Annotated in this window: 25 protein-coding genes; 12 read left to right on the top strand and 13 right to left on the bottom strand. The window is 54.4% G+C overall.

What is annotated here, in order from left to right; genetic code table 11:
* Window positions 1-91 precede the first annotated feature (91 nt).
* The 10 genes from RJ38_RS01430 to RJ38_RS01385 form a co-directional block, all read right to left on the bottom strand.
* A complete protein-coding gene (locus tag RJ38_RS01430; protein WP_039017132.1) occupies window positions 92-1,918 on the bottom strand; it encodes an ABCB family ABC transporter ATP-binding protein/permease in 1,827 nt (608 codons plus the stop codon).
* Window positions 1,919-2,092: 174 nt separating this feature from the next.
* Complete coding sequence (locus tag RJ38_RS01425) at window positions 2,093-3,730, bottom strand: LysM peptidoglycan-binding domain-containing protein (protein WP_039017131.1); 1,638 nt, start codon at window positions 3,728-3,730, stop codon at window positions 2,093-2,095.
* 252 nt (window positions 3,731-3,982) lie between these two features.
* Window positions 3,983-4,996: an XdhC family protein gene (locus tag RJ38_RS01420; RefSeq protein WP_039017130.1), complete on the bottom strand. Its 1,014-nt coding sequence runs from the start codon at window positions 4,994-4,996 to the stop codon at window positions 3,983-3,985.
* Between the two features lie 148 nt (window positions 4,997-5,144).
* A complete protein-coding gene (locus RJ38_RS01415; protein ID WP_039017129.1) occupies window positions 5,145-5,732 on the bottom strand; it encodes a YeeE/YedE thiosulfate transporter family protein in 588 nt (195 codons plus the stop codon).
* Window positions 5,733-5,735: 3 nt separating this feature from the next.
* Complete coding sequence (locus tag RJ38_RS01410; RefSeq protein WP_039017128.1) at window positions 5,736-6,290, bottom strand: YeeE/YedE thiosulfate transporter family protein; 555 nt, start codon at window positions 6,288-6,290, stop codon at window positions 5,736-5,738.
* Between the two features lie 201 nt (window positions 6,291-6,491).
* Entirely contained in the window at window positions 6,492-6,959 is a 468-nt protein-coding gene (locus RJ38_RS01405; protein ID WP_052245121.1) for a DUF1203 domain-containing protein, read from the bottom strand.
* Window positions 6,960-7,030: 71 nt separating this feature from the next.
* Window positions 7,031-8,287 (bottom strand): vWA domain-containing protein, encoded by a 1,257-nt coding sequence (locus RJ38_RS01400; protein ID WP_039017127.1) that lies wholly within the window; start codon window positions 8,285-8,287, stop codon window positions 7,031-7,033.
* Entirely contained in the window at window positions 8,284-8,829 is a 546-nt protein-coding gene (locus RJ38_RS01395; protein WP_039017126.1) for a hypothetical protein, read from the bottom strand. The genes RJ38_RS01400 and RJ38_RS01395 overlap by 4 nt, the downstream gene beginning before the upstream one ends.
* Window positions 8,826-9,743: an AAA family ATPase gene (locus RJ38_RS01390; protein WP_039017125.1), complete on the bottom strand. Its 918-nt coding sequence runs from the start codon at window positions 9,741-9,743 to the stop codon at window positions 8,826-8,828. Before RJ38_RS01390 ends, RJ38_RS01395 begins: the two co-directional genes overlap by 4 nt.
* Window positions 9,744-9,890: 147 nt before the next feature.
* Window positions 9,891-10,106 (bottom strand): YjiS-like domain-containing protein, encoded by a 216-nt coding sequence (locus tag RJ38_RS01385; RefSeq protein ID WP_039017124.1) that lies wholly within the window; start codon window positions 10,104-10,106, stop codon window positions 9,891-9,893.
* 658 nt (window positions 10,107-10,764) lie between these two features.
* Between RJ38_RS01385 and RJ38_RS01375 the strand changes: the two genes are divergently transcribed.
* The 6 genes from RJ38_RS01375 to RJ38_RS01350 all read left to right on the top strand — a co-directional run bounded on the left by RJ38_RS01375 (window position 10,765) and on the right by RJ38_RS01350 (window position 16,707).
* Entirely contained in the window at window positions 10,765-11,742 is a 978-nt protein-coding gene (locus tag RJ38_RS01375; RefSeq protein ID WP_039017122.1) for a Hint domain-containing protein, read from the top strand.
* 95 nt (window positions 11,743-11,837) lie between these two features.
* Window positions 11,838-12,074: a putative hemolysin gene (locus RJ38_RS01370; RefSeq protein WP_039017121.1), complete on the top strand. Its 237-nt coding sequence runs from the start codon at window positions 11,838-11,840 to the stop codon at window positions 12,072-12,074.
* 94 nt (window positions 12,075-12,168) lie between these two features.
* Complete coding sequence (gene pyrC / locus RJ38_RS01365; RefSeq protein ID WP_039017120.1) at window positions 12,169-13,209, top strand: dihydroorotase; 1,041 nt, start codon at window positions 12,169-12,171, stop codon at window positions 13,207-13,209.
* A complete protein-coding gene (locus RJ38_RS01360; protein ID WP_039017119.1) occupies window positions 13,206-13,880 on the top strand; it encodes an orotate phosphoribosyltransferase in 675 nt (224 codons plus the stop codon). The genes pyrC and RJ38_RS01360 overlap by 4 nt, the downstream gene beginning before the upstream one ends.
* A gap of 238 nt (window positions 13,881-14,118) precedes the next feature.
* Window positions 14,119-15,615, top strand: a complete 1,497-nt coding sequence (locus RJ38_RS01355; RefSeq protein WP_039017118.1) for a replicative DNA helicase — start codon at window positions 14,119-14,121, stop codon at window positions 15,613-15,615.
* 141 nt (window positions 15,616-15,756) lie between these two features.
* The gene (locus tag RJ38_RS01350; protein ID WP_039017152.1) at window positions 15,757-16,707 is read left to right on the top strand and encodes an isopenicillin N synthase family dioxygenase; all 951 of its coding nucleotides are present in this window, start codon (window positions 15,757-15,759) and stop codon (window positions 16,705-16,707) included.
* 42 nt (window positions 16,708-16,749) lie between these two features.
* Here the strand turns inward: RJ38_RS01350 and RJ38_RS19165 are convergent, their stop codons facing one another.
* Window positions 16,750-17,340 (bottom strand): sterol desaturase family protein, encoded by a 591-nt coding sequence (locus tag RJ38_RS19165; RefSeq protein WP_238321618.1) that lies wholly within the window; start codon window positions 17,338-17,340, stop codon window positions 16,750-16,752.
* Window positions 17,333-17,881 (bottom strand): hypothetical protein, encoded by a 549-nt coding sequence (locus RJ38_RS19160; RefSeq protein WP_238321617.1) that lies wholly within the window; start codon window positions 17,879-17,881, stop codon window positions 17,333-17,335. The genes RJ38_RS19165 and RJ38_RS19160 overlap by 8 nt, the downstream gene beginning before the upstream one ends.
* 123 nt (window positions 17,882-18,004) lie before the next feature.
* Here RJ38_RS19160 and alr point away from each other — a divergent pair, with 123 nt between their 5' ends.
* The 4 genes from alr to RJ38_RS01325 all read left to right on the top strand — a co-directional run bounded on the left by alr (window position 18,005) and on the right by RJ38_RS01325 (window position 21,458).
* Window positions 18,005-19,057, top strand: coding sequence for an alanine racemase (gene alr / locus RJ38_RS01340; protein WP_039017117.1), 1,053 nt, complete (start codon window positions 18,005-18,007; stop codon window positions 19,055-19,057).
* Window positions 19,057-19,839 carry an MlaE family ABC transporter permease gene (locus RJ38_RS01335; protein WP_039017151.1) on the top strand — a complete coding sequence of 261 codons (783 nt, stop codon included), beginning with the start codon at window positions 19,057-19,059 and terminating at the stop codon, window positions 19,837-19,839. Before alr ends, RJ38_RS01335 begins: the two co-directional genes overlap by 1 nt.
* On the top strand, window positions 19,836-20,582 hold the full coding sequence (locus RJ38_RS01330; protein ID WP_039017116.1) for an ABC transporter ATP-binding protein: 747 nt from the start codon (window positions 19,836-19,838) through the stop codon (window positions 20,580-20,582). The genes RJ38_RS01335 and RJ38_RS01330 overlap by 4 nt, the downstream gene beginning before the upstream one ends.
* A gap of 432 nt (window positions 20,583-21,014) precedes the next feature.
* A complete protein-coding gene (locus RJ38_RS01325) occupies window positions 21,015-21,458 on the top strand; it encodes a paraquat-inducible protein A (RefSeq protein WP_039017115.1) in 444 nt (147 codons plus the stop codon).
* 29 nt (window positions 21,459-21,487) lie between these two features.
* On the opposite strand, the gene RJ38_RS01320 is transcribed toward RJ38_RS01325, so the two are convergent.
* Window positions 21,488-22,813, bottom strand: coding sequence for a hypothetical protein (locus RJ38_RS01320; RefSeq protein ID WP_156121707.1), 1,326 nt, complete (start codon window positions 22,811-22,813; stop codon window positions 21,488-21,490).
* A 166-nt stretch (window positions 22,814-22,979) separates the two neighbouring features.
* Between RJ38_RS01320 and radA the strand changes: the two genes are divergently transcribed.
* Together radA and RJ38_RS01310 are read left to right on the top strand one after the other, a co-directional pair.
* A complete protein-coding gene (radA, locus tag RJ38_RS01315; protein ID WP_039017113.1) occupies window positions 22,980-24,347 on the top strand; it encodes a DNA repair protein RadA in 1,368 nt (455 codons plus the stop codon).
* Window positions 24,348-24,376: 29 nt separating this feature from the next.
* Complete coding sequence (locus RJ38_RS01310; RefSeq protein ID WP_039017112.1) at window positions 24,377-24,940, top strand: CvpA family protein; 564 nt, start codon at window positions 24,377-24,379, stop codon at window positions 24,938-24,940.
* Window positions 24,941-25,038: the final 98 nt, after the last annotated feature.

Raw genomic sequence — 25,038 nt, 5'->3', positions numbered from 1 at the left:
CACTTGCCTGTATGGTGTCACGAAAAGGGGCGATGCCTGCGCATCGCCCCAATCAATCTAGAAGCTCTCGGGACAAGCCCAAGGCAACAGCTTACCCCGCCTCAACCTCGGCGCGTTGCAGATCCCACATGCTGGCATAGCGACCAGACAGCGCAAGCAGTTCATCATGAGTGCCGCGTTCAGAAACAACACCGCCTTCCAGAACGATGATCTCATCCGCTTCCGAAACCGTTGACAGACGGTGGGCAATGGTGATCACCGTGCGCCCCTGCCCCATTTCGGACAGACTGGCCTGGATGTTGCTTTCAGTTTCCGTATCAAGCGCGGATGTGGCTTCGTCCAGCAACAGGATTGGTGGGTTCTTCAAAAGTGTGCGCGCAATGCCGACACGTTGTTTTTCACCACCGGACAGCTTTAAGCCACGTTCGCCGACCTGGGTGTCATAGCCTTCGGGAAGACTGCTGATGAAATCGTGAATTTTCGCAGCTTTCGCCGCCTCAATCACATCCGCGTGCGTCGCATCATCACGACCATAAGCAATGTTGTAACCCACTGTATCATTGAACAAAACAGTGTCCTGCGGCACAACACCGATCGCGTCATGCAGGCTTTTTTGTGTCACATCACGCACGTCTTGGCCATCGATCTTCAACGCCCCTTCATTGACGTCATAAAAACGGAACATCAAACGCCCGATTGTCGATTTTCCCGCACCGGATGGGCCAACAATTGCAAGGCTGCCGCCCGCAGGAACGGTCAGATCAAGGCCTTTCAAGATGGGGCGTTCATCGTGGTACCCAAAGTGGATATTTTCAAACCGAACCTCGCCGCCGGTCACATCCAAAGCCGCAGCATCAGGCTTATCCGTCACCTCAGCAGGTTGTTCCAACAGGCCAAACATTTCGCCCATATCAACGAGGGCTTGGCGGATCTCGCGATAGACCGTGCCGAGGAAGTTCAGGGGCAACGTGATCTGGATCATATAAGCGTTCACCATGACAAAATCGCCAACCGTCAGTTTGCCGCTTTCAACACCCATCGCCGCCATAACCATGACGATCACCAACCCGCCGGTGATTAGGAAAGCTTGGCCAAAGTTAAGAAAAGCCAAGGAATAGGCCGTCTTCAACGCCGCGACCTCATACCCGGCCATGGCGTTGTCATAACGCTTGGCTTCGCGGGCTTCCGCGCCGAAATATTTCACGGTTTCAAAGTTCAAAAGGCTGTCGATGGCCTTTTGGTTGGCGTCTGTATCTTGGTCGTTCATCTCTTTGCGGATCTTCACCCGCCATTCTGTCACTTTGAAGGTGAACCAAATGTAAATGCCGATGGTTCCGACAACCGCTGCAAGGTACCAAATGTCAAAAACCAGCCAAAGAATGATCGCGATGAAGAACAGTTCAATCGCCAAAGGGCCGATGGAAAACAACAGGAAGCGCAGAAGGAATTCAACGCCTTTGACGCCGCGTTCAACGATCCGGGATAGGCCGCCAGTCTTACGCGTTATGTGGTAACGCATTGAAAGTTCATGGATATGTTCAAACGTGCGCAATGCCAACATACGCAAAGCACGTTGCCCAACCCGGGCAAAGACCACATCGCGCAACTGTTGAAATCCGATGTTCATCAAACGCGCGACACCATATGCAACCGTCAGCCCCACCGCACCGATGGCCAGCAGCCAAGTTGCGCTGCCGCTTTCACCCGCCAGTGAATCCACCGCGGCTTTGTACAAAAAGGGCGTGCCAACTGCGATGACCTTCGACAGCAGCAGCATGATCATCGCAACGACAACCCGCTTTTTGACCCAATTTTGCCCATCCGGCCAAAGATAAGGAATAACCCGACGGATCGTCAGCCAACCACTGGACAGATTTTCAGAATCGGGGACTTCCCCCCCCAGAGACAATTGACGCATGATCGTGTTCTTTCGCTGCCGATAAGTTGCAAACCAGGCCAAATGCCCGGGCTGCCACGTTACGCCTGCCTGCCCCGAATGACCAGAGCGCTGTCTGCGCGTGGATGCACATATCACAATTTAATGATGCATCTGACGCAGACTGAACCCCGCGTCAGATGGGTCTTGCGGGGCCTACTGCCCGGGAACAGCCAAAACCTGCCCTGGATAGATCAAATTTGGGTCACGAATTTGGTCTTTATTCGCCTCGTAAAGATGCACAAACAACATGCCATCCCCAAGGTTATCCGTCGCAATGCCCCAAAGCGTAAAGCCTGGCTGCACGGTAACCACCTTTGGGCGACTTGGGGTGTTTGCTTGTGCGGTTTCAGACGCGGCTGAAGCAACGGTCAATGTGGTCTCGCTGTCGGTGCTGCTGGCGTCTGGCGCTGGATCATCACCGACCAACACCACATCTGCGATATTCTCTGATGCGGCATCGCTGCTCAGCGCAACCACATCGCCGCCCGAGGCAAGATTGGTCACAGTTTGCGTGGAAGGCACATCCGTGGTCGATGCATCAACCGCCGCCACTGTTACGTCCTGCGCCGCCTCAGAAACGGGGGCGACCGGAACATCCACACGGCCACCAACCGTGGCACCAACCGTGGCATCAACCGTATCACTTGTCGCCACGGTGACGGCTTGCTCAGCGGCGGTCTGGGATGCAATCACCACCGCGATGTCTTCGCGTTGGAACGGAATTTGCGCCCGCGACGTCACTTGCCCTTGATCGGACAGCTGATCAACCCGCAACACATATAAGCCGCTGTCAACATCTGGCAGAACCGTATTCCAAGTGAAATCTGGCGCGATCTTCGCCGTCACCAGCGGATCATTGTTGACATAAAGACGTACTGTCGCGCCAGCTTTGGTGCCCTGCCCAGCCAATAGAACCTCGCCCTCAGAACCGTATGAGACCGTGTCAATGCGCACCGAACCAGGGGCCGTCGCAGCCAACACCCGGATGCTATCGCCGTCAGCAACAACCATGCGGGATGTGGTATCTTCACTGTCTGTTGGCGCATCTGACTGTGCAACAAGTGTCGCTGCTTCTACAGCCTCTTCAACCTTATCTTCTGGTTCGTCCTGTGCGACCTCGGTGTCATCCAGGTCCGTCGCTTGCCCCCCCCCTACAGGTGTATCTGCACTTGCAACTGCGATTGGAGCAGTAAAGGGTTCAACGATCACCGATTGTTCCGACAGGGTTGTGACGTCAGACGCCGTGGTGCTGCGCAGGGACATCACGCGGGGCAGATCCGACGGGGTCACATCGAATAGGGCCACGAATTTCCCACTGTCATCAACCAAGGTTTGCGCGATGGCCTCACCTTCAAGCAGGATCTCCAGCTGGCCGGGTTCCGCTTCGCCCGCCACAAGAGCGTTGCCATCAGGGTCAATCCGCACCACATCAAAGATCGGTGCATTCATAACCACAGGCGCCTCCTCTACGGGATCCGCAGTTGCCGCATCGGTCACCGCAGCAGACGCTTCATCAACCAGGGTGGTCGCAGTGTCTGAGATCGGTTCAGCCGTGGCAGCTGTCGCGACTTCAGCATCGGTTGTGATCTCGGCTTCATCAGTCACTTGCGCCTCTGCGGCCGCAGAAACCGGGGCATCATCTACTGAAACTTCGGTGTTGGCCGTCGGTGTCATGGACTTCTGATACACGCCCCAACCAAAATAGCCCGCAAGCGCCAGCGCCGCAGCGCCAGCCGCACCCGCGGCACCGGACATTCCGCCGCCTGTACCCTGTGGTGTTTCTTCCGCCATGATTATTCCCCAATTGCCTTAAATCTTGCCCTGCACATAGCAACACAAGCTTGTCGTGGTTTTGTTGGATCCTACGGCGCGAACACAAATACAGACACCCACAACCGGGACTGTTGCAACCATAGCAAGCAGGGCGCGATGGGTCAAAACAAGCTTCGACTATTTTAAGCTTTAGTTAACTTAGTGCTTCCAGCCCTGAAGCATTCACGGCGCATGGCATTTCATCTTGCCAAAAATACTCACTCCAAGCCTTCAAAGAAGCACGCCTTTGGCATCATTATTTGACACCCGCAAAACCTGTATGACTTCCGCCATAACCGAGATCGCGATTTCAGCCGGGCTTTTCGCGCCAATATTCAAGCCCACAGGCCCATGAATGCGCGCAATGTCATCCGCCGTGAACCCACTTTCTTGCAACCGCTGCACGCGTTTGGCATGGGTGCGTTTAGACCCTAAGCATCCGATATAAAACACATCCCTGCGCAAGGCGGCTTCAATTGCGGGGTCATCAAGCTTTGCGTCATGAGTTAATGTCACCAAACCCGTGCGCGCATCTGGCTGTAATACCTCCATGGCCTCATCCGGCCAATCATCCACAATCATACGCCCCGCGAAGCGTGCTTCTGATCCAAACACCGGGCGCGGGTCAATAAGCGTGACGTCAAAACCGGCGGCCTCAGCCATGGGGACCAAATGCTGCGCGATATGCACTGCCCCCGTCACGATCAACCGCAAAGGCGGCAGATGAAGCGCCAAGAACCTATCCCCCAGGGCCCCAGATTTCCCCGCATTCCACAGCGAAACAGTTGCGGGCGACGCCTCGTGGACGATCTGATGTGCGCCATGCGTCAGGTCGATCTCGGATCCGACACTGCGACGCCCAGCCCGCGCGGTCACAAGTGCGCGCAGTTTGTCCGGGGTTAAACCGGGGCCATCGTTGATCACCGGCTCAACGATCACCCGAATTTGCCCGCCACAGGCCAAACCGACCTCAAAGGCGTTTTCATCTGACACGCCAAACGTCAAAACCCGGTGTTTTCCATCCAAAATCGCGTCTTGGGCCTCAAGGATCACCGCCCCCTCGACGCATCCTCCGGACACAGACCCCACCATGTCCCCCGATGATGAAATCGCAAGCTGGCTGCCCACGGGCCTTGGTGCCGATCCCCAGGTGTCCACCACTGTCGCCAATGCAACGCCTTCGCCCGCGTTCAAAAACGCCAGCGCGGCTTCCGGGATTTGATCGATGTCTTGAGATGTATTCATTGGGGGCTCCTTCAAGGTACTATGGAAAACCCAAGCCCGAATGACCAGCGCCTTGATCACTGAAACGGAAAAACCCACGAAGTTGCCTCCGTGGGGTCTCTGACGATCAATTCCGCCTATAAATTCCGCCTATAGATTCCGGCTGTATCTATTCGGCGGGAACCACGTCTGCTTTTTTCATCAAACGTTCCGGCAACATAAAGGCCACGATGATAAAGACCGCGCCCAACGCAATCCCCAGGATGTCCCCCGGGATCATGGTCAGCCCCTCATATTTCGCACCAGGAACGGTCCCAAGCGTCACTTTGCCACCGCCGACTTTATCCAGCAGGCCCATGTCTTTGGACCCAGGATAGGTCGCCATATATGCCGCAGCGCCCAAAAGCCCACCGCCAATAAAGGTCCATGCGTCCTTACGGCCAGCGGCCGCCCCCACAAGGCTTGTGCCCGGACAGAAACCCGACGCCGCCCAGCCAAGACCCAGCAACAGTCCGCCCACAAACACGCCGATATAGGCGGATTTCACGGACATATGCGCCACATCCACAAGGCCCAACATTTGCCCGCCAAACATCAACACCGACCCTGTACCAATGGCCAGAAGAATGGTTTTGGCCAAATGTAGATTGGTGAGGTTCAGCATTTTTCCAATCAAAGTTGGGTTGGCCGCACCGGTGCGATCAAGAACGACACCAAACGCGCCGCCGATGATCAAAGCAAGAAGAATAGATGTCATGGCTTAGGCCTCCTTCCGGAAAAGAATAATGGCTGTTGGGATGGCCGCCGCAAATGCGCCAGCGGTAAAAATATAGCCTGACAAAGCCGTTTGCATCATGCCGCTCATCATATGGCCCGAGGTACAGCCCCCCGCCAAGCGCGCGCCGTAAAGCACAACAAACCCTGCGGCGAAAGCGACGGCATAGCGTTTGATCACGCTGTCGCCGAAATTTGCCCGCCAAATCGCAGGCATGTTCCGTTCATCCGTGCCAATACCGCCGCGCAGATAGGCCGAAGCCGCCCCGCCAATCACCATCGCCAAAGCGAAAATAAAGCTATAGTTTAAAGGGTTGGCGATGTTCTTGGCATATTTCCCGCCAGATTTCGCGAGATATGCATTGGTCGAAGTGTAACTGCCGTCATCGGCCTGTGTCACTACACTGCTGTCCACCGCATTCCAGAGGATCCCGTCAAAGATCACAAATTGCGTGGAAACGCCGATGGGTTTTACCAAGAGCACCGCAAGGAAGAACACAAAGCCCAGCGCGAGGCCCCCTATTTTCCAGTTCAGGGTCATATCTGACCTCCTTCTTATTGTCTGATCCGGGCGAGTCGCATCTTATGCCCGGCTTTCGAAGGTCAAATACGCAACGGGTCGATCCAGTTCAGTGACAAAGTCACCCCAGCGCGAAATAGTGCAAAGCGGGCATTGCGGGCAACACGCCCAGCGCGGCCGGTATAAACTGCCCGATAAACGGCTTGCGCGGGTCCTATAGTTCTATGTTCTAACTGCCCGGGCGGCGAAACAATTGTTACGGGACGACCTGATGTCGACAAAAGCCACACCAGCGCGGTTCAAAAGTGTGGTGATGTAACCCGCCAGTTCCGCCACCAATGTGATCTGCCCCGTGCCATAGATGATGCGATCATCCGCGCTATAGGCTTTGACCAAGTAATCCGGGCTGTTTTGTAGAACCGGTGGCAAGGCGTCCCCCGACCAAGGCGTGCAGTCCTCTGCACAAAAGAACACAGGCCCGCATTCCGCATAGGGGTTCAACTGGCCAAAGGGGCGTGCCCCCGCGATCAACATCTCGGCGTCTTTGGCGATATAGTCCAAACAAGACCGGCATGGGTTGCCCCCACCATCAGACACCGCGTGTTCCGCAGTTTGGCCATTGTCATCCATTCCGCCTGCGCGCAGGTTCTTGACCCAATGCTGATCATAAGCTTGTATTTTAAACGACATATCATGTCTCCTGTTGTCATAGGGCGATCAAACATATCTGGGCCCGTCACCGCGACCCGGAAGATGCGCAATTACGGCTTATCCTGCATCGCCGCCATTAGACGCGCCTTTTCCCCGCCATCTTCAACGCGTGAAAGAGCCGTGATAAGCCCTTCAAAAGACGCGATATTATGCCCAGCGCGAAAGCTGCCAACATGGGGCAGCATCGCGCGGATGCCTTGGGCCTTGGCGGCAAACCCATCCCAACGCAGAAGCGGGTTCAGCCAGATCAAACGTTTGGCAGATAGGGACAAGCGCTGCATTTCGCGCGCCAGTTCCGAGGCATCCCCGCGATCCAACCCATCCGTAATCAACAGAACCACAGCCCCAGGCGCCAACAAACGCCGTGCCCAATCCTTGTTGAATGCATGTAAGGCATCCCCGATGCGCGTGCCGCCTTCCCAATCCTGTGCTTCTGCCCCCGCAAGCGCAAGCGCCTGATCCACATCACGGCTGCGCATATGTCGGGTGATATTGGTCAAACGCGTGCCAAAGGTCAGGCAATGGGCATTGATCTTTTCGCCATGGGAGGCATTTGAAATCGCATGGGTAAATTGCAACACCGCCCGCGAATACGGCGCCATAGACCCCGAGATATCGCAAAGCACCACCAGATCCGGCAGGCGCGTCTTGCGTTTCTTCATGGCCAGACGCCCGACATCACCCCCTTGGCGCAGGCTTTGACGCATGGTCGCGCGCCAATCCGCAATATCCCCACGCGGATGTGGTGCCCTGCGCCGGGTCACAAGCGGTTTCAACGGCATGCGCATGGCTGCGATCAGACGTTTCGCATCTGCCATTTCCGCTGTGGACATCTGTTCAAAATCAAGCTGCTTTAGACGTTCGCGATCCGATATCGTAAGGGTCGCGTCAAATTCGATCTCTGTGCCGCCGTCCTCAATATCAGGTACATCGCGATCCACACCATCAAGCAAGCCTTCGGCTGCGCGTTTCTCGGCAGGTTTTGCGGGTTTGTCTTCCTGGACCCCGCGCACCGATGGCAAAAGCATCGCCATCATATGTTCCACATACCGCGGATCACGCCAGAACATGCGAAAGCATTGGGCAAACAACACACGATCCTCGGGACGTGCCACAAAACACGCATGCAACGCCCAATAGAAATCCCCGCGCGACGTGAACCCCACGGCCTGCACAGCCTGCACGGCTTTCATCACAGCCCCCGGCCCCACAGACATCCCCGCCGCCCGCAACGCCCGCGCAAACCATGTGATATTCTCCACGAGGCGCGGATTTTCAGGAAGTGTCAGGGGGGATGCGGTGCTCATGAGCTGCCAATGGTGTAAAAACTGGCGATCAAGGATAGGATTCCGCATCCAACGGGTAAAAGTAAAAACCATCCCCACACATAGAGGGTTGCGAAACTTGCAAACCGATAGAGCGCGTTATTCAAAGCCAGAAATTGCTCTTTCAGATCATCCGTGAAATCCAGCTTCTCGGCCCTATCATCGTTTTCAAGGGCGTTGACCTGCGCTCGTGCAACATCAAGCATAAAGCTTTGGATAAAGTTATATGTATTAGCTGGCCCCAATCGCGCCATCGCTTGGGGTTTTCGACCTGTGATATTCCACCCTTTGTAGCTCACAAAATCTCCATACCAATGTACCAAGTGGCTAAATAAATTATACACAACAATACATCGCAGAGCCCAAATCAGATATCCGTCACTGAATTGAACACCAAAGATCTTCCCTTCGGGAATGGTCACCCATTCCATTGAGAATGCAAGCAATGTCACAGACACGATCAGAACAGTCCGCGACGACACACGTGTGGCCCTAGAAATTGCATCCTTGCCAAGAAAATTCATTCTGCAATCTCATTGCGCGCCTCATCCAAAATGCGCGTGGCCTCGGCCCCTTGCAGGCGGGTGATGTCGTCTTGGTATTTCAGGATCGCGCCCAGCGTGTCGGCGATCACATCGGGCGACAGGGACACCACATCCAAGGCCAGCAGGCATTTTGCCCAGTCAATGGTTTCGGCCACGCCGGGTTTCTTGAACAAATCCTCTGTGCGTAGGGTTTGCACGAACCGCACGATTTCGCGTGACAGATCGGCGGCGGCGGCGGGCACGCGGGCATTTAGGACGGCCAATTCGCGATCGAAATCTGGGTAATCCACCCAGTGATACAAGCAACGGCGCTTTAACGCGTCATGCACTTCACGGGTGCGGTTTGAGGTCACGATCACGATGGGGGGCTCAGGTGCTTTGATGGTGCCCAGTTCCGGCACGGTCACTTGGAAATCGGACAGAGCTTCCAGCAAGAAGGCCTCAAACGGGGCGTCTGTGCGATCAAGTTCGTCGATCAACAAAACGGGCGCGCCGCCCTCTTGCGGACTCATGGCGTCAAGTAAAGCGCGTTTCATCAGGTATTTATCCGAGAATAATTCACCCTCAAGCGCGTCGCGATCCATTCCACCGGCGGCTTCGGCTGTACGCACGGCGACCATTTGCGCGGCAAAGTTCCATTCATACACAGCACTGGCCGCATCCAGGCCCTCATAGCATTGCAGGCGGATCAATTTGCGGCCCAGTCCCGATGCGATGGCTTTGGCGATTTCGGTTTTACCAACCCCCGCCTCACCTTCCAAGAACAAGGGCCGCCCCAGTTTCAACGCCAAAAACGCAACCACGCCCAAGGCGCGATCACAGATATAACCCTGATCCCCCAGCATGGCTTGCAAAGCATCGGCGTTTTTAGGCAGGGCGACGGTATGGGGCATGGAAAAATCCTAAATCATTCCCCCGCATTGCTGCATGCGATCTTTCATCCGTCAAGGCAACAGTCACGTAAAACGAAAAAAGCCCCGCATTTCTGCGAGGCCGGTTCGTCGTGGTTTGTCGTCTTGTGCCTATGGTTCGGCGCAAAATTAGATGTAGTAACGGCCTACGAAAACAGCGCGTGCAATGTCTTCGCGGCGGATGCCAATGTCTGCCAATTCTTGGTCTGACTTGTTTTCCAAAGTGCGCACGGTGCGCATGCGGGATGCGCCCTCAGTGATCGCCATCAAGAATGAGCCAGTTGCGCGCAATGCGTTGGCGAAGAAAGATGTGGTCGGGCGGGCAGATGTGATTACGTGTGCCATGTCAAATATCCAGTTCAGCGTGCGGTTTGATGTTCGTTTGTCTGTTGGTAGCTATATGAACGTGGCAACATCGTTTGTGTACCACCCAATTGTGCAACCCCGCTGTGCACCCACTGCATGGCATGATGAATGGCTTTGAACCCCCGTGTCCCGCCCCAGACGCTTTTTGAACCGAACGCAGTTTCACAGCAGATTTTCACTAACTGCTTTCGGCATAAAACCCGCAGCCCCCGAACGAACAGGCCCCCATATGAAAAATCATAATTCTGATCAGCGAATCGATCAGATTTTCAATATGGAAGTCAGCGAATCATTGTGCTAAGAATTGATTAACAATCGTCACGTGCGCAAAGCGCGGGCATCTTCGAGGTTAAAATGGTATACAAAACGAGCGGTATTGACCGGTCGAGCTGCGTGTGTTTTCCGCAGACTGGCGGTGACGTGTGGGTCCAGACTGTGCCTGCGCTATTTGCGAATTCAACCATATATACTAGCCACGGAAATGGGCTGACATCCCACCATATTCCCATGGTGGACTGTGCCCAAAGCGTAGGCAATAAAACACTTAACGACGTCAGCGAACGCCAACTCACTTCGGTGGGTTTTCCTCTGGATCTCAACAAAGCCAGCATGTCTTTGACTGAGTTGGTGACCTGATATGGTACAATACACAGTCACAGCCTTTCGGTGGAGCGGAACCCACTACAACGCCACCTATAATACATCCTATACCGCAGTCATTGATGATGACGACCCCAACCTGAATGGGGCTTCAGACACCAACGAAACCGTTAGCATTAATGGCGGGGCATTTGGTGCGACTGCAGGCCCCCCTTATGACATCAATGTGTCATTTGTGGATACTGGCGGCACGTCACATGTTGAGACCTTCTATTTCTTCAACACCGGCGGCAATTGGTACTTTATTCCCGGGCCAGGATCGGCGTTCACTGTTGGTGCGTTTTTGGGTTCCTATCAAAGCCATACATCCACCCCGACATCCTATGCCACGATCGCCTGTTTTGTCCGCGGAACTATGATAGAAACAGACCGCGGCCTCATTCCTGTCGAGAACTTAAAAGCAGGTAGCAGGGTTTTGACCGCAGACGGCGTCTATAAAACACTGCGCATTCCAATGAACCGGAAGCTTTCAGCACAAGATCTGCGCGACAATCCCAAACTGGCACCAGTGCGTATCACCGCTGGTGCATTGGGGGATGGCATGCCGAAACGTGATCTTTTGGTGTCGCGTCAGCATCGGATGCTTGTGTCATCGAAAATATGTGAACGTATGTTTGGCAAGCCCGACGTGTTGATTGCGGCGATCAGGTTGACAGAGCTGCCCGGAATTTTCATTGAACCCACGGAAATGGACGTGGAATATTTCCACCTGCTCTTTGATCAACATGAAGTGATCTTTGCCGAAGGCGCACCAACGGAAAGCTTTTTCACTGGACCTGAAGCGATCAAATCGATGAACAGGAAGGCGCGTGAAGAAGTTTTGGCCATTTTCCCAGAAATATCCAACAAAGATTATACACAGAAGCCCGCGCGGCATATCCCGCATGGGAAGCTCCAGAAAACGCTTGTGGCCCGCCACCTGAAAAACAATCAACCCGCAATTCGCGCCGCTTAACCCAATGTCGATAGCGGCTTATTCTTTCAATTGAGGCACCAATGTGAGGCACCGTTTGCCCCCACATGAAACGGCCGACAACCAGGAGCTTACCCATGAAATATGTCTCAATTATAGCACTGACTGCGGCCCTGTCTGGATGCACCCCCGAGGAACCGAAACCTAACGCGGTAGGCACCGTGGGCATCGCCAATCCGGCGTCAGAATATTGTGTCAGCGTCGGTGGCCGTGTGGAAATCATGACTGAAACGGACGGGCAAGTTGGAAATTGCCATCTGCCCGATGGCAGCGTTGTTGAAGAATGGGCGTTGTTTCGGAAAAATAACACATAAATGCCACGGCTTTGATCCGTTCAGGGCCGCATCAACAGGTTGTTAACGCCACCAAACACTGGCGCGGGGCGGTAAGATTGTGTATGTCGCGCATATGACCGAGTCTTTCACAATCCGCCGCCCCGACGACTGGCATTTGCATCTGCGTGACGGCAGCATGTTGAACGCTGTCTTGCCTGAAACCACCCGCGATTTTGGTCGTGCGATCATCATGCCCAACCTTGTGCCCCCTGTTGTGACGGGCGCTCAGGCAGTGCAATACCGCGACCGCATTCTGGCCGCCCTGCCCGAGGGTGCAGATTTCAAACCGCTTATGACCCTGTATCTGACCGAAGACAGCGATCCCGCCGACATGCGCGCCGCTTTTGAAAGTGGGCTGATTTCCGCGGTGAAACTTTACCCGGCAGGTGCGACAACCAATTCCGCCTCTGGTGTTGCGAATTTCGACAAGGTCCGCCCCTGTCTTGAAATGATGGCTGAAACCGGCCTGCCCCTATGTGTGCATGGCGAAGTCACCGATGCAGAGATCGATATTTTTGATCGCGAAGCTGTGTTCATCGACCGCGTCCTTGACCCGATCCGCAAAGCCACCCCCGGCCTGCGCGTTGTCATGGAACATATCACCACCAAAGACGGTGTGGATTATGTCGGCAGCCAAGACGACATGGGCGCGACGATCACGACGCATCACCTGATCATCAACCGCAACCACATCTTGGTTGGCGGCATTAAACCCCATTACTATTGTCTGCCTGTTGCGAAACGCGAAAGCCATCGTCTGGCTTTGCGGGCGGCGGCGACCTCGGGCAATGGGAAATACTTCCTTGGCACCGACAGCGCGCCCCATACGGATGCGAATAAACTGTCGGCCTGTGGCTGTGCAGGGTGTTTCACCGCGACCAACACCATGCCGCTGCTGGCGCATGTGTTTGAGGAAGACAACGCCTTGAACCAGTTGGAGAAATTCGCATCATTGAACGGCCCAGCGTTTTACCGCATGGCCCCGAATGAGGCGACATTGACCCTGACAAAGGGCGATGTGAACAGCTTCCCAACCCATATCGAAACACCCGACGGCCCGGTCACCGTGTTTGACCCCGGCTTCCCTGTACATTGGCACGCGAGCGCATCATGATCCCATCCTCTTACCCCGATAAAACCACCATCGCCGAAATGACCGCGAAAATGTTGCTGGATATTGAGGCCGTGCATTTCAATGCGCGTGAGCCGTTTACGCTGGCCTCCGGCCTGCCCAGCCCGACCTATATCGACTGCCGCAAGCTGATTTCCTTTCCGCGTATTCGCTCTACCCTGATGGATTTTCTGACCTGCACCGTGATGCGCGATGCGGGGCTTGAGAATTACGACAACATCGCCGGTGGCGAAACGGCGGGCATTCCTTTTGCGGCTTTGGTTGCGGAACGCATGGCCCTGCCCATGACATATGTGCGTAAGAAACCAAAGGGTTACGGTCGAAACGCCCGCATTGAAGGGTTGATGTCCGAAGGTGAACGCGTGCTGTTGGTCGAAGATTTGACCACCGATGGCGGATCAAAACTGTCCTTTGTTGATGCGATCCGTGAAACAGGCGCAACCTGTGACCGCACCGCTGTGATTTTCTACTATGGTATCTTCCCCGAGACCGAGAAAACCCTGTCTGATCATGGTGTTGGCCTAAGCTATCTCTGCACTTGGCATGATGTTTTGAAAGTCGCCCGTGATGAAAAACGCTTTGACGAAGAAACCCTGTCTGAGGTCGAAAGCTTTCTCAATGATCCCCGCGGCTGGCAAGCCGCACGCGGCTGATCTCGCTACAAAAATCATTGCAAAAACTCACATTTCCTGTGGATAGTTTATCCGCAGGGAATCGTGTCACCGCCCGCAAATCTCGCGACACGCAAGACAAGACCCACAACATGTGGTAGGCTCATCCTTAATCCACAGGTTATCCACAGGGTTATCGCAGGTTTACTCCCAATTCTATCCACTTGGGGTCTGCGGATGGGTCTGATAGGGACAAAGGCCAGAGGGACAGAGAGACATTATGAACGAATTTGCACGCATCGGCGCGAGCGCTCCCGAATTGGAAGCGCAGACACAAGAAATTATGCCCCATAACATCGAGGCGGAACAGCAGCTTTTGGGTGCGCTTCTGACCAATAATGATGTCTATGATCGCGTGGCCTCTATCCTACAGCCCAGCCATTTCTTTGACCCCGTGCATGGGCGCATTTATGAAACCGCTGAGGCACGCATTCGCAAAAACGCCATTGCATCCCCGGTCACGCTGAAGGCGTTTCTTGAAAAAGATCCCGGCCTCGCGGAACTTGGTGGCCCTGCCTATCTGGTGAACCTTGCGGGTGCGTCGATTTCCGCCTTTGCGGCGCGTGATTATGCGCAATTGATCTATGATCTGGCGATCCGGCGCGAATTGATCGCAATTGGCCGCAACATTGCCGATAAGGCATCCACCGTTGATGTCGACAGCGAGCCATCCGAGCAAATCGTCGAAGCCGAACAGACGCTTTATTCCCTGTCTGAACAGGGCCAAACCGACAGTGGTTTTCAATCCTTCCTGTCCGCCGTGACCGAAGCCGTGAATTCCGCCAATGCCGCCTATCAACGTGGTGGTGGCCTTGCGGGGATCTCTACGGGCTTGATTGATTTGGATAAAAAGCTGGGCGGCTTGCACCCCTCTGACCTTTTGATCCTTGCGGGTCGCCCGTCTATGGGGAAGACATCGCTTGCGACCAACATCGCCTATAACGTGGCCAAAGCCTATAAAAAAGGCAAACTGACCGATGGGTCGATTGGTGCGGTTGAAGGCGGCGTGGTCGGGTTCTACAGCCTTGAGATGTCAGCCGAACAGCTGGCCGCGCGTATTCTGTCCGAGGCATCTGAGGTCCCCAGCCAGCAAATCCGTCGTGGTGACATGACAGAAGAAGAATTCCGTCGTTTTGTGGATGCCGCCAAAGAACTTGAGGCCTGCCCGCTGTTCATTGATGACACGCCTGCCCTGCCAATTTCGCAACTGGCCGCGCGCGCCCGTCGCTTGAAACGCACCCATGGGCTTGACCTGCTGGTCATCGACTATTTGCAGCTTTGTCGTGGCACGGCTGAAAACCGGGTGAACGAGATTTCCGAAATCACCATGGGCATGAAGGCGATCGCGAAGGAATTGAACATTCCTGTGATTGCCCTGTCCCAGCTTTCACGTCAGGTGGAAAACCGCGAAGACAAACGCCCGCAACTGTCTGACCTTCGTGAATCGGGCTCAATTGAGCAAGATGCCGATGTGGTTATGTTCGTGTATCGCGGCGAATATTATAAAGAACGTGAGAAACCAAATGATCACGAACTTGATAAAATCGCTGAGTGGCAAGAAGAAATGGAAGAACTTTACGGCAAGGCTGATGTGATCATCGGCAAGCAACGTCACGGCCCCATTGGCGATGTGCAACTGTCGTTCGAAGGCCAGTTCACGCGCTTTGGTAACCTTGTCAAACCTTGGCAGAACGACAGCGACGACCAAGGGTTCTGATTTGGCGAACACATTTCCATATCTCGTGGTGTTGGAACGCCACGACTTCCACCGCCGGAAACGCTTTGAAGGATAGCCATGGGGTATTGTCTTAACCGACGTGCCCCCGAAGCTTCCGACACTCAAAGCGAAAGATATGAAATGACTGAATTTTCCGAAATTCCGGTGATCGACATCACCGGTCTGACCGATACGCCATCCGATGATCTGGTGGCGCAATTCCGCAAAGCTTACGGCGAAACCGGCTTTGGCTATATCACAGGCCACGGCATCGATCAGGATCTGATTGACGCGGTTTTTGAGGCCTCGGCCCAATTCCACGCCCTGCCCACCGCACAAAAACAGGCGCTTGCCCTGAACACTGGTCACCGTGGGTATATTGCGATCAACACCTCAACGGATGTGAATTCCGCCCACGCGAAGGTCACAAAACCCAACCAATCCGCAAGCCTGATGATGCTGCGCGAAGACGCGGTGCAGGATCCTTATGTTTACCTGTCCGGCCCCAATCAATGGCCCGATCTGGACGGTTTCCGCGATTTGATGCTGCGCTATAAGGCGGAGATGTCTGACCTTGGACGTCGCCTGATGCGCCTGGCGGTTCTGGCAGCGGGCGCGGATCCCGAACCGGTTTTGCGTGACGGGTTTGACACCCCCACCACCTGGCTGCGCCTGCTCCATTATCCACCCACCGATCCCCTTGGGCCCGATGATCTTTTCGGTTCCGCCCCCCATAATGATTTCGGCTGTCTGACGCTTCTGGCACAGGACGGGATCGGTGGTTTGCAGGTCAAAACACCTGCGGGCAATTGGGTGGATGCGCCAAAGATCGACGGCAGCTTTGTGGTCAATGTGGGTGACATGCTGCACCGCATGTCCAATGGACGCCTGCTGTCAACGCCGCATCGCGTGATCAACCGGTCGGGCCGCGAACGGTATTCCGTGCCCTTCTTCTTTGACCCAAACGTCAGCTATGACATCGCGCCCTTGCCCGGCACCGGCGACGCCCAGTTTGAAACGCAAACCTTCGGGGATTTCTTGCGCAGCGAGTTGGAAGCCGGGTATGAGGCCCATAAAGCGGAAACCACCTGACCTAAGCAACGCAGGCAGCCGAAATCGACTGCCTGCACCCTGTTATTTATCTTCCGTTTGACGCCGGAACGGATACATAAACTGTTTCCAGAACCCCTTTGGCATCTTCTTCCCCATGACGCCGTATTTCTTCGGCCAGGTGCCATCTTCTGGCATGTGATGCGTTCCAAAAAGCCAGTCATACAGCGGGAAATGAATTGAGAAATTCACGTCAATCGCCGCACGTTCCTTGCCATGATGCCAGTGATGAAATCTGGGCGTGACCAAAAACCGTTCAACCGATTTCAGGTTCCACCCGATATTGGCATGCACAAATGAAGAATAGAAATACACAACCAAAACATAGGCTTGGATTGCTTCTGGTTTAAACCCAAGGGTGAACATCGGCACGGCGGTCAAGCCACGCAGCACCCCGATTTCTAAGAAATGCATCCGCGCACCCGCAAGCCAATCCATATTTTCGGCAGAATGATGCACCGCGTGAAATTTCCACAACCAAGGAATTTTATGGAACATCCGGTGCACCCAATATTGCACAAAATCAGTCACGATCATGATCAAAAAGACCTGTAACACAAAAGGCAGCGTGAAAATATAGGACCGAATATCCGTCAGATCAAACGCGTCATTCACGAAAGGTCAGGAATGTCAGGATCTGCACCAGCAGCGAGCTGACCAAATAATAGAACAGATCCTCACGCCATTCCCCACGCAGCACCGTTTGTTCCGAGAGATGCGGGAAAAAACGTTCAAGCGGCACAAAGACAAAACCGACGAACAACACATTGATAACAAAGTAATCCAGCCCGAAATACAGGCTTTGCCCGGCACCGCCTTCAGTGGGCGTCGCCCCGGTTCCGATCAGGGATGCCGTGATCACAAGCGCCAAGGCCGTCCAACCCAAAACCTTATTGCGGCTCAATAAGATAGACAGCAGCGACAGAACATAACCGATCAGTAAAATACTATTCAACGCAACAGTCACATAGCCGCTGTTATGAATGACGCTTAGTTCTGGCATCGTTAATGTCGCGGGGAAAGAACGGATGAACACCAAAAACAATCCCGCGATCCCGGCCAAAAGCGCCCCACCGCCGGACAACCAGCCACTGCCCAAGGGGCGTTTTTCACGCGGTTTTTCCAACTCACGCCGGATATTCTCTAATAACTTCAAACTCTGAACTCCTGTATTCCAAATATGTTGAAAACCCCGCGCAAAAGCACAAATAATCGCCGGTTTCCAAATCACAGCTATAGTACCTCTTGACCTCAGTTTCCAGACCAGCAAAACAGCGATATGGGCACAGGAATTCTTACGATTGACCCGGATTCGCTGGCGAAAAACTGGCAGGCGCTGAACGGGATGAGCAGCCAGGCGGTGGAAACCACCGCCGTGGTTAAGGCTGATGGCTATGGGCTGGGCGCGGGCAATGTCGCGCGTCGGTTGATGCGCGAAGGCGTGACCAAGTTCTTTGTCGCCACCACCGAGGAAGGTGTCGCCCTGCGCAGGGACACCGGAGACGCGCCAAACATCTATATCCTGTCCGGGCATATGTTGGGCGACACGGATATGCTGCGCGATGCGCGCCTGACGCCAATGTTGAATTCTCTCGATCAAATAACACGCCATTTCGCATCCCTGCCCGCAGCACCCTTTGGCGTGCAATTGGACAGCGGTATGAACCGATTGGGGCTAGAGCCCGCTGACTGGACCGCCCTCAAATCAGAAGTCCTCGCCCGCGGTCCCGTTCTGTTGATGTCTCACCTCGCCTGTTCCGACACCCCCGAAAACCCACAGAACGCCGAACAACTTGCCTGTTTTCGCGCAATGACCGATGGCGTGGATGTGCCACGCTCGCTTGCGGCGACCGGGGGCATTCTGCTGGGCGCGGATTATCACTTTGATCTGGTCCGGCCCGGCGTTGGCCTTTATGGCGGCCTGCCCTTCCGTGATGCGTCCCCCGTCGTGCAGCTGTCTTTGCCGATCATCCAAACCCGTGACGTTCAGCCGGGCGAATATGTTGGATATGGCAATGGCTGGAAGGCTGACAAACCCACCAAGGTTGCCACCCTCGCCGCAGGATATGCCGACGGCCTGATCCGTGCGATGGGTGGGCAATCCACACAGGTTTTCGCCGCTGCCACCCCCTGCGAAATTCTCGGGCGTGTGTCCATGGACATGTTGACCGTGGATGTGACGCATTTGGAAAACATCCCAGAAAGCCTTGATATCCTGTGCGATCATCAAACCATTGATGATCTGGCTGACAAAGCCGGAACGATCGGATATGAAATCCTGACCAACCTTGGCGCACGTTACACCCGCCACCTCAAGGAAGAGACCCAATGATGAGTCCCACAGCAGCCCTCGCCGCCATTGGCCGGCCAGCCCTTGCGCTTTTGGCCGCAATCGGGCGTTTGGCACTGTTTGTCTTCGACACGATCAGCCATTTGTTTCGCCCGCCGTTTTACTTGAAAGAACTGCGCGACGCGCTGGTGTCTATCGGGTATTTCTCGCTTCCCGTGGTGGGCCTCACGGCCTTCTTCACCGGTGGTGCATTGGCCCTGCAAATCTATTCCGGTGGGGCGCGTTTCAACGCCGAAGCCGTGGTGCCACAGATCGTCGCCATCGGCATGGTCCGCGAACTTGGGCCTGTCTTGGCGGGCTTGATGATTGCCGCCCGCGTGACATCATCCATCGCCGCTGAAATCGCCACGATGAAAGTGACGGAACAGATCGACGCGCTTGTCACCCTGTCCACAAACCCAATGAAATACCTGACATTGCCCCGCGTCTTGGCAGCCACAATTGCTGGCCCAATCCTTGTGGGCGTCGCAGACATCATCGGCATCTTTGGCGGCTATACTGTGGCCACTGGCCGGCTTGGATTTAACACCGCCGCTTACCTGCAAAACACCGTCAACTTCATTGAGTTCACGGACATCACATCTTCCTTGGTCAAAGGCGCGGCCTTCGGCTTTATCGCCGCTGTGATGGGCTGTTATTACGGCATGAATTCCGGGCGCGGCGCACAGGGCGTGGGCCAGGCAACGAAACTTTCTGTGGTTGCGGCAGCGGTGATGATCCTCGCTGCGAACTACATGCTAACAGGGTTGTTTTTCACGTCATGATAAAACTTGATAACGTATATAAATCCTTTGGAAACAACCACGTATTGCGTGGTGTTGACCTTGAAATCCAACGCGGCGAAAGCATGGTTGTGATCGGTGGTTCTGGCACGGGGAAATCCGTGACGTTGAAATCTGTGCTGGGACTTGTGACACCGGACAGCGGTGTGATCACGCTGGATGGCGAGGATGTCACAAAGGCTGAACGCGACGCTTTCTTGGCCCGGTTTGGCATGCTGTTTCAGGGTGGCGCGTTGTTTGATAGTCTTTCGATCTGGGAAAATGTTGCCTTTCGTTTGCTGCGTGGATCGCTAAAGCGCCCCAAGGCGGAAGCGCGAGAAATCGCAATTGAAAAGCTGCGCCGTGTAGGTTTGAAACCCGAGGTCGCCGATCAATTTCCGTCTGAACTGTCTGGCGGCATGCAAAAACGCGTAGGCCTCGCCCGTGCGATTGCCGCAGAACCCGAGATCATCTTTTTCGATGAACCCACCACCGGCCTTGATCCGATCATGTCCGGGGTGATCAATGAGTTGATCCGCGAGATCGTCGTTGAAATGGGCGCAACCGCCATGACGATCACCCATGACATGACAAGCGTGCGCGCCATCGCCGATAAGGTCGCCATGCTGCATGAGGGCGTCATTCAATGGACCGGAGCAGTCGCCGACATGGACACATGCGGTGATCCCTATGTGGAACAATTCATCCAAGGTCGTGCGGAAGGGCCGATTGAAGCTGTGCGATAATACGCCCCACAAGCCAAATTCAATGACAGGATTTTCTATGTCTACTACCCCACAAATTTTCGCGATAGTATTAACATTTGGCCTTCTTGCGCTTCCTGCTGGGTTTCTGGTTTCTTCGATTATAGCGGTCCGGCAAACAGATGGGTGGCGAAAGCGATTGTCAGGCCTGGCGACCATGCTGCTGTCTTTGGTTTTACTGTTTGCTTTGCTAATCTCTAGAAGCTCTTACACTAGTCACCATTTATATATTACATTGATGTTCATCTGTGCTGCAGGGGCTACGTTATGTGTTTACCTAGCGCACACCTATTGGCCAACCCAGAGCCGCGCAGTGAATACACCTGCAACCATCGGAATCTCTGTATTTTGCCTTGCTGTCATTTCTCTTTTCATTGCCGAGTTTTGAATTATACCCATTTCAAGAAAGCGTCCATGTTGCCCCTTAAACTCCTCAACCTGTCCCTCCTGGTCCTGTTCCCGCTTGCGTGGTTCGCGCCGCTTCTGCGTGCGGGATTGCTGCCGCTGTTTGGACTGTCGGAAATCTCAGTGATCTCGGGCTTGCAAAGCCTCTGGGACAGCGATGTGATCCTTGCCTTATTGGTCACCTTCCTGGCGATCTTCGCGCCCTACCTGAAAACCATCGGCCTGGCCCTGATCCACTTCGGCCTTCTCAAACGCAAGACCCTGCCCGTCCTTAATATCATGGGGAAACTCGCGATGGCGGATGTCTTCCTGATCGCGCTTTACATCGTTGTCATCAAAGGCATTGGCATCGGCAAGGTCGAAACCGCTTGGGGCCTATATCTGTTCACGGGATGCATCTTGGCGTCCCTTGCGGTTTCCGTCTTTACGGAAAAGAAAAAGGCGCCCGTTTAGGACGCCTTTCAAATTCATTTCATCTGTGATCAGAAGCGGAAATCAATTCCGGCTTGCACAGATTTACGAATGGCATCGCCCCCAAGGCCGCCAACTTCGCCCTTGAAATATACGTTGGATCCATTGCTTAGGTTGTAATCAAAGCTGACATTGATCGCGCCTGTGAACCCGTCGCTGCCGTAATGGCTGGCGGAAAGACTATCGAAATTGCCTACGTCATTATAGTCAATCGATCCCCCGATGGAGCTGTTCACATTGCCGTTCTGCATCTCATAACGCGCCCCAAGAGAGGCATAGCTCCAGGTGGAATGCGTATCCGCAAGGCCTGCCAAAGTGCCCGTACCACTGTCGATATCCTGACGGCCAAAGCCCGCATCAAATTCACCGATCAACTGCTGTCCGCCAAGCGCAAACCCACGTTCCAGCGATAGGTTCAGCGCGCGTGTGTCGCCTTCTGCGGATCCGGTACCATCGGCTGTGTCCAGATCAAGCTGACCAAAACTAAGCGAGATGGATCCGGTGGTTTTGCCCAACTGGAAGCCAAGGTAAGGCTGAATCGTCAGGCTTTCCCCTTTCAGATCAGACGTTGAATTGCGCACTGAGAAATCACTGTATCCAAGGGCTGCGCCAAGCAACATTCCGTTTTCAAGTTGGAAATCAAGACCACCCTGCATAATTGGGAAACGGCCTTCCAGATCGGTTCCGTCAATCGCTGTGTAATCCGCCTGAAACCAAGTGCGCCCGGAACCGTTTTTCACGCCCCCAAACGGGGTATTGCGGCTGACCACGGGCGCATCAGATTGCATTCCACCTTTGATCGCAGAAAAGACCGATGCCGAAAGTGCCTGAGCAATTTCATTCGCCGCAATCGCACCTTGTTCCTGAGCAACCTGCCCCAAACTTGGTCCCCAACCGAGAATGGCTCCCGAGATATGGTATACAAAGGTGCCAAAAAAACCTGGATCTATTTCAGACACTACAAGAGTATACTGCCCGGGTGTAATTGCTTGGGAAATGCTCTCAGCAAACCCTGCACTCCCAAGACCCGCGGCATTCGGATCAAATTGGCCCATTGGAAAGAGCATTTGCCCCGAAAAACTAGAACTCAGCGTTCCTCCGCTTCGGGTACTCGTGAAGGCGCCTGTGATGGTTAATTCGTAAGCTTCGTAGCTTGTTCCAGGATCAATTCCGATCCCAGGGCTTATCCCCCAAGTCGGCGAAGTGTTGGTCAACGCGCCAGAGATGATCAAATCTGGCTGCGGTATTGCCAATACCGACGTCGTCATCGCCATACCAACAATACCAACCATCCCAAACTTCAGAGAAAAATTTTGCAATGTTCGTCTATTAATCATTTTATTCCCCAATTTTTAAACGGCTCCCCAGAAGGCCTCAATTTCATTAGTAATCAAATGTGTTTAAAAAGCGGCGCAAACTGTTCCATTTCAGGTCTCGAGACACCCCACAGAAACAATTCCCTATCCCTGTTGCCCTTTCGTTCACTTCGGGGCACAAAGCGGCATGGCAAAAGCAATTATTTCATACAACTGCTCGGCTTGTGGCCAGGCGCATAAGAAATGGGCCGGACAATGTGACGGCTGCGGCGAGTGGAACACATTGGCCGAGGAAGCCCCCATGTCTGCGGGCCCCTCATCCAGCTCACTGGGTGCGGCGCGCGGGCGTAAAGTACCCCTGATGGATCTTGACGGCGACATTGAATTGCCGCCGCGCACATTGTCAGGCGTGCAGGAATTGGACCGTGTTTTGGGCGGCGGGCTTGTGGCCTCATCCGCCATTCTTGTGGGCGGTGATCCTGGCATCGGGAAATCCACGCTGTTATTGCAAGCCGCCGCAAGATTTGCGCGTAATGGGCTGAAAGTGATCTATATCTCGGGCGAGGAAGCTTCCGCCCAGGTCCGCATGCGCGCCCAACGTCTTGGGGTCGAGAAATCCCCCGTGCTTTTGGGCACGGAAACCAGCCTGCGCGATATTTTGACGACGCTTGAGAATGAAAAACCTGATCTTGCGGTGATTGATTCGATCCAAACCATGTGGGCCGATAACGTAAGCTCCGCGCCGGGGTCTGTTAGCCAAGTGCGCGCCGCCGCGCATGAACTGACAACATTTGCCAAACGCAAGGGCATGGCGGTGGTTTTGGTTGGCCATGTCACCAAAGAAGGTCAGTTGGCCGGGCCGCGTATCGTTGAACATATGGTCGACACCGTTTTGTATTTTGAGGGCGAACGCAGCCACCAATTCCGCATTTTACGCGCGGTTAAGAACCGCTTTGGCGCGACCGATGAAATCGGTGTGTTTGAGATGACCGGCAAAGGTCTGCGCGAAATCAAAAACCCATCGGCTTTGTTCCTGTCTGAACGCGACAAAGCCGCCCCCGGATCCGTTGTTTTCGCGGGGATCGAAGGCACGCGCCCGGTGCTTGCCGAATTTCAAGCGCTTGTATCGCCTTCCCCCCACAGCCAATCCAAACGCACGGTTGTCGGCTGGGACGGCAGCCGGTTGGCAATGATCTTGGCGGTACTTGAATCGCGATGTGGCATTCCTTTTGCGGGGCTTGATGTGTACCTAAATGTGGCAGGTGGGATCAAAATCACGGAACCCGCCGCTGACTTAGCTGTTGCCGCTGCGCTACTGTCTGCGCGCGAAGATACAGCTTTGCCCGCAGACACTGTCGTTTTTGGGGAAATTAGCCTATCAGGTTCCCTGCGCCCGGTTGGGCAGACAGAAAATAGATTGAAAGAAGCCGCAAAACTTGGTTTCTCCGGGGCGATTGTCCCATCAAAAAGTAAAACGGGGTCAGATTCGACGCTGGACATTAAACAGTTCGCCGATCTGGCAGAGTTCACAGAACTAACATTTTCCGCCGAGTAATCGGCAAAACGATCGCTAAAGGAATACCCATGGAAGGTTTCACAATTATTGACGGGGTTGCAGCCGCTGTCATCATCCTGTCGGCCCTGCTCGCGTATTCCCGCGGCTTGGTGCGAGAAGTCTTGTCCATCGGCGGCTGGATTGGCGCAACGATCCTCGCTTATATGTTTGCCGCATCAGTTCAGCCATTGTTGGCACAGGTTCCTGTGCTGAGCGATTTCATTGAAGGCCAATGCGAGCTTGCTTTGCTGATCAGTTTCGCCGTTGTCATGGTGATCGGACTTTTGCTGTTCTCAATCTTCACCCCTCTCTTTGCTGGCGCGGTTCAACGCTCGGTTCTTGGTGGTATCGATCAGGGGCTAGGGTTTCTCTTTGGGGTTGGACGCGGCATTTTACTGATTGTCATCGCCCTTATGGCCTATTCATTCATCAATCCGGGCGCACCCGCTGCCATGGTTGCAGACAGCCGCACAGCCGCTGTGTTTGGAAACCTCACCACACAGGTCGAAGATCAAGTGCCAACAGACGTTCCGGGTTGGCTGCAAAGCCGCTATAATAGCTTCATCGCAAGCTGTGATGCACCCGCCCAATAATCCGGGAAACCTGCGGAATACATCGATTTCAAAACGGGCCTTGGCATTTATTTGTCACGGCCCGTTTTCTGTTTGAAAAGGAAAATTGCGATTTCTGT

Origin of the sequence: Halocynthiibacter namhaensis, assembly GCF_000812685.1 — a bacterium.
GTDB lineage: Bacteria > Pseudomonadota > Alphaproteobacteria > Rhodobacterales > Rhodobacteraceae > Halocynthiibacter > Halocynthiibacter namhaensis.
This window is presented reverse-complemented; position numbering and strand designations above follow the sequence as displayed.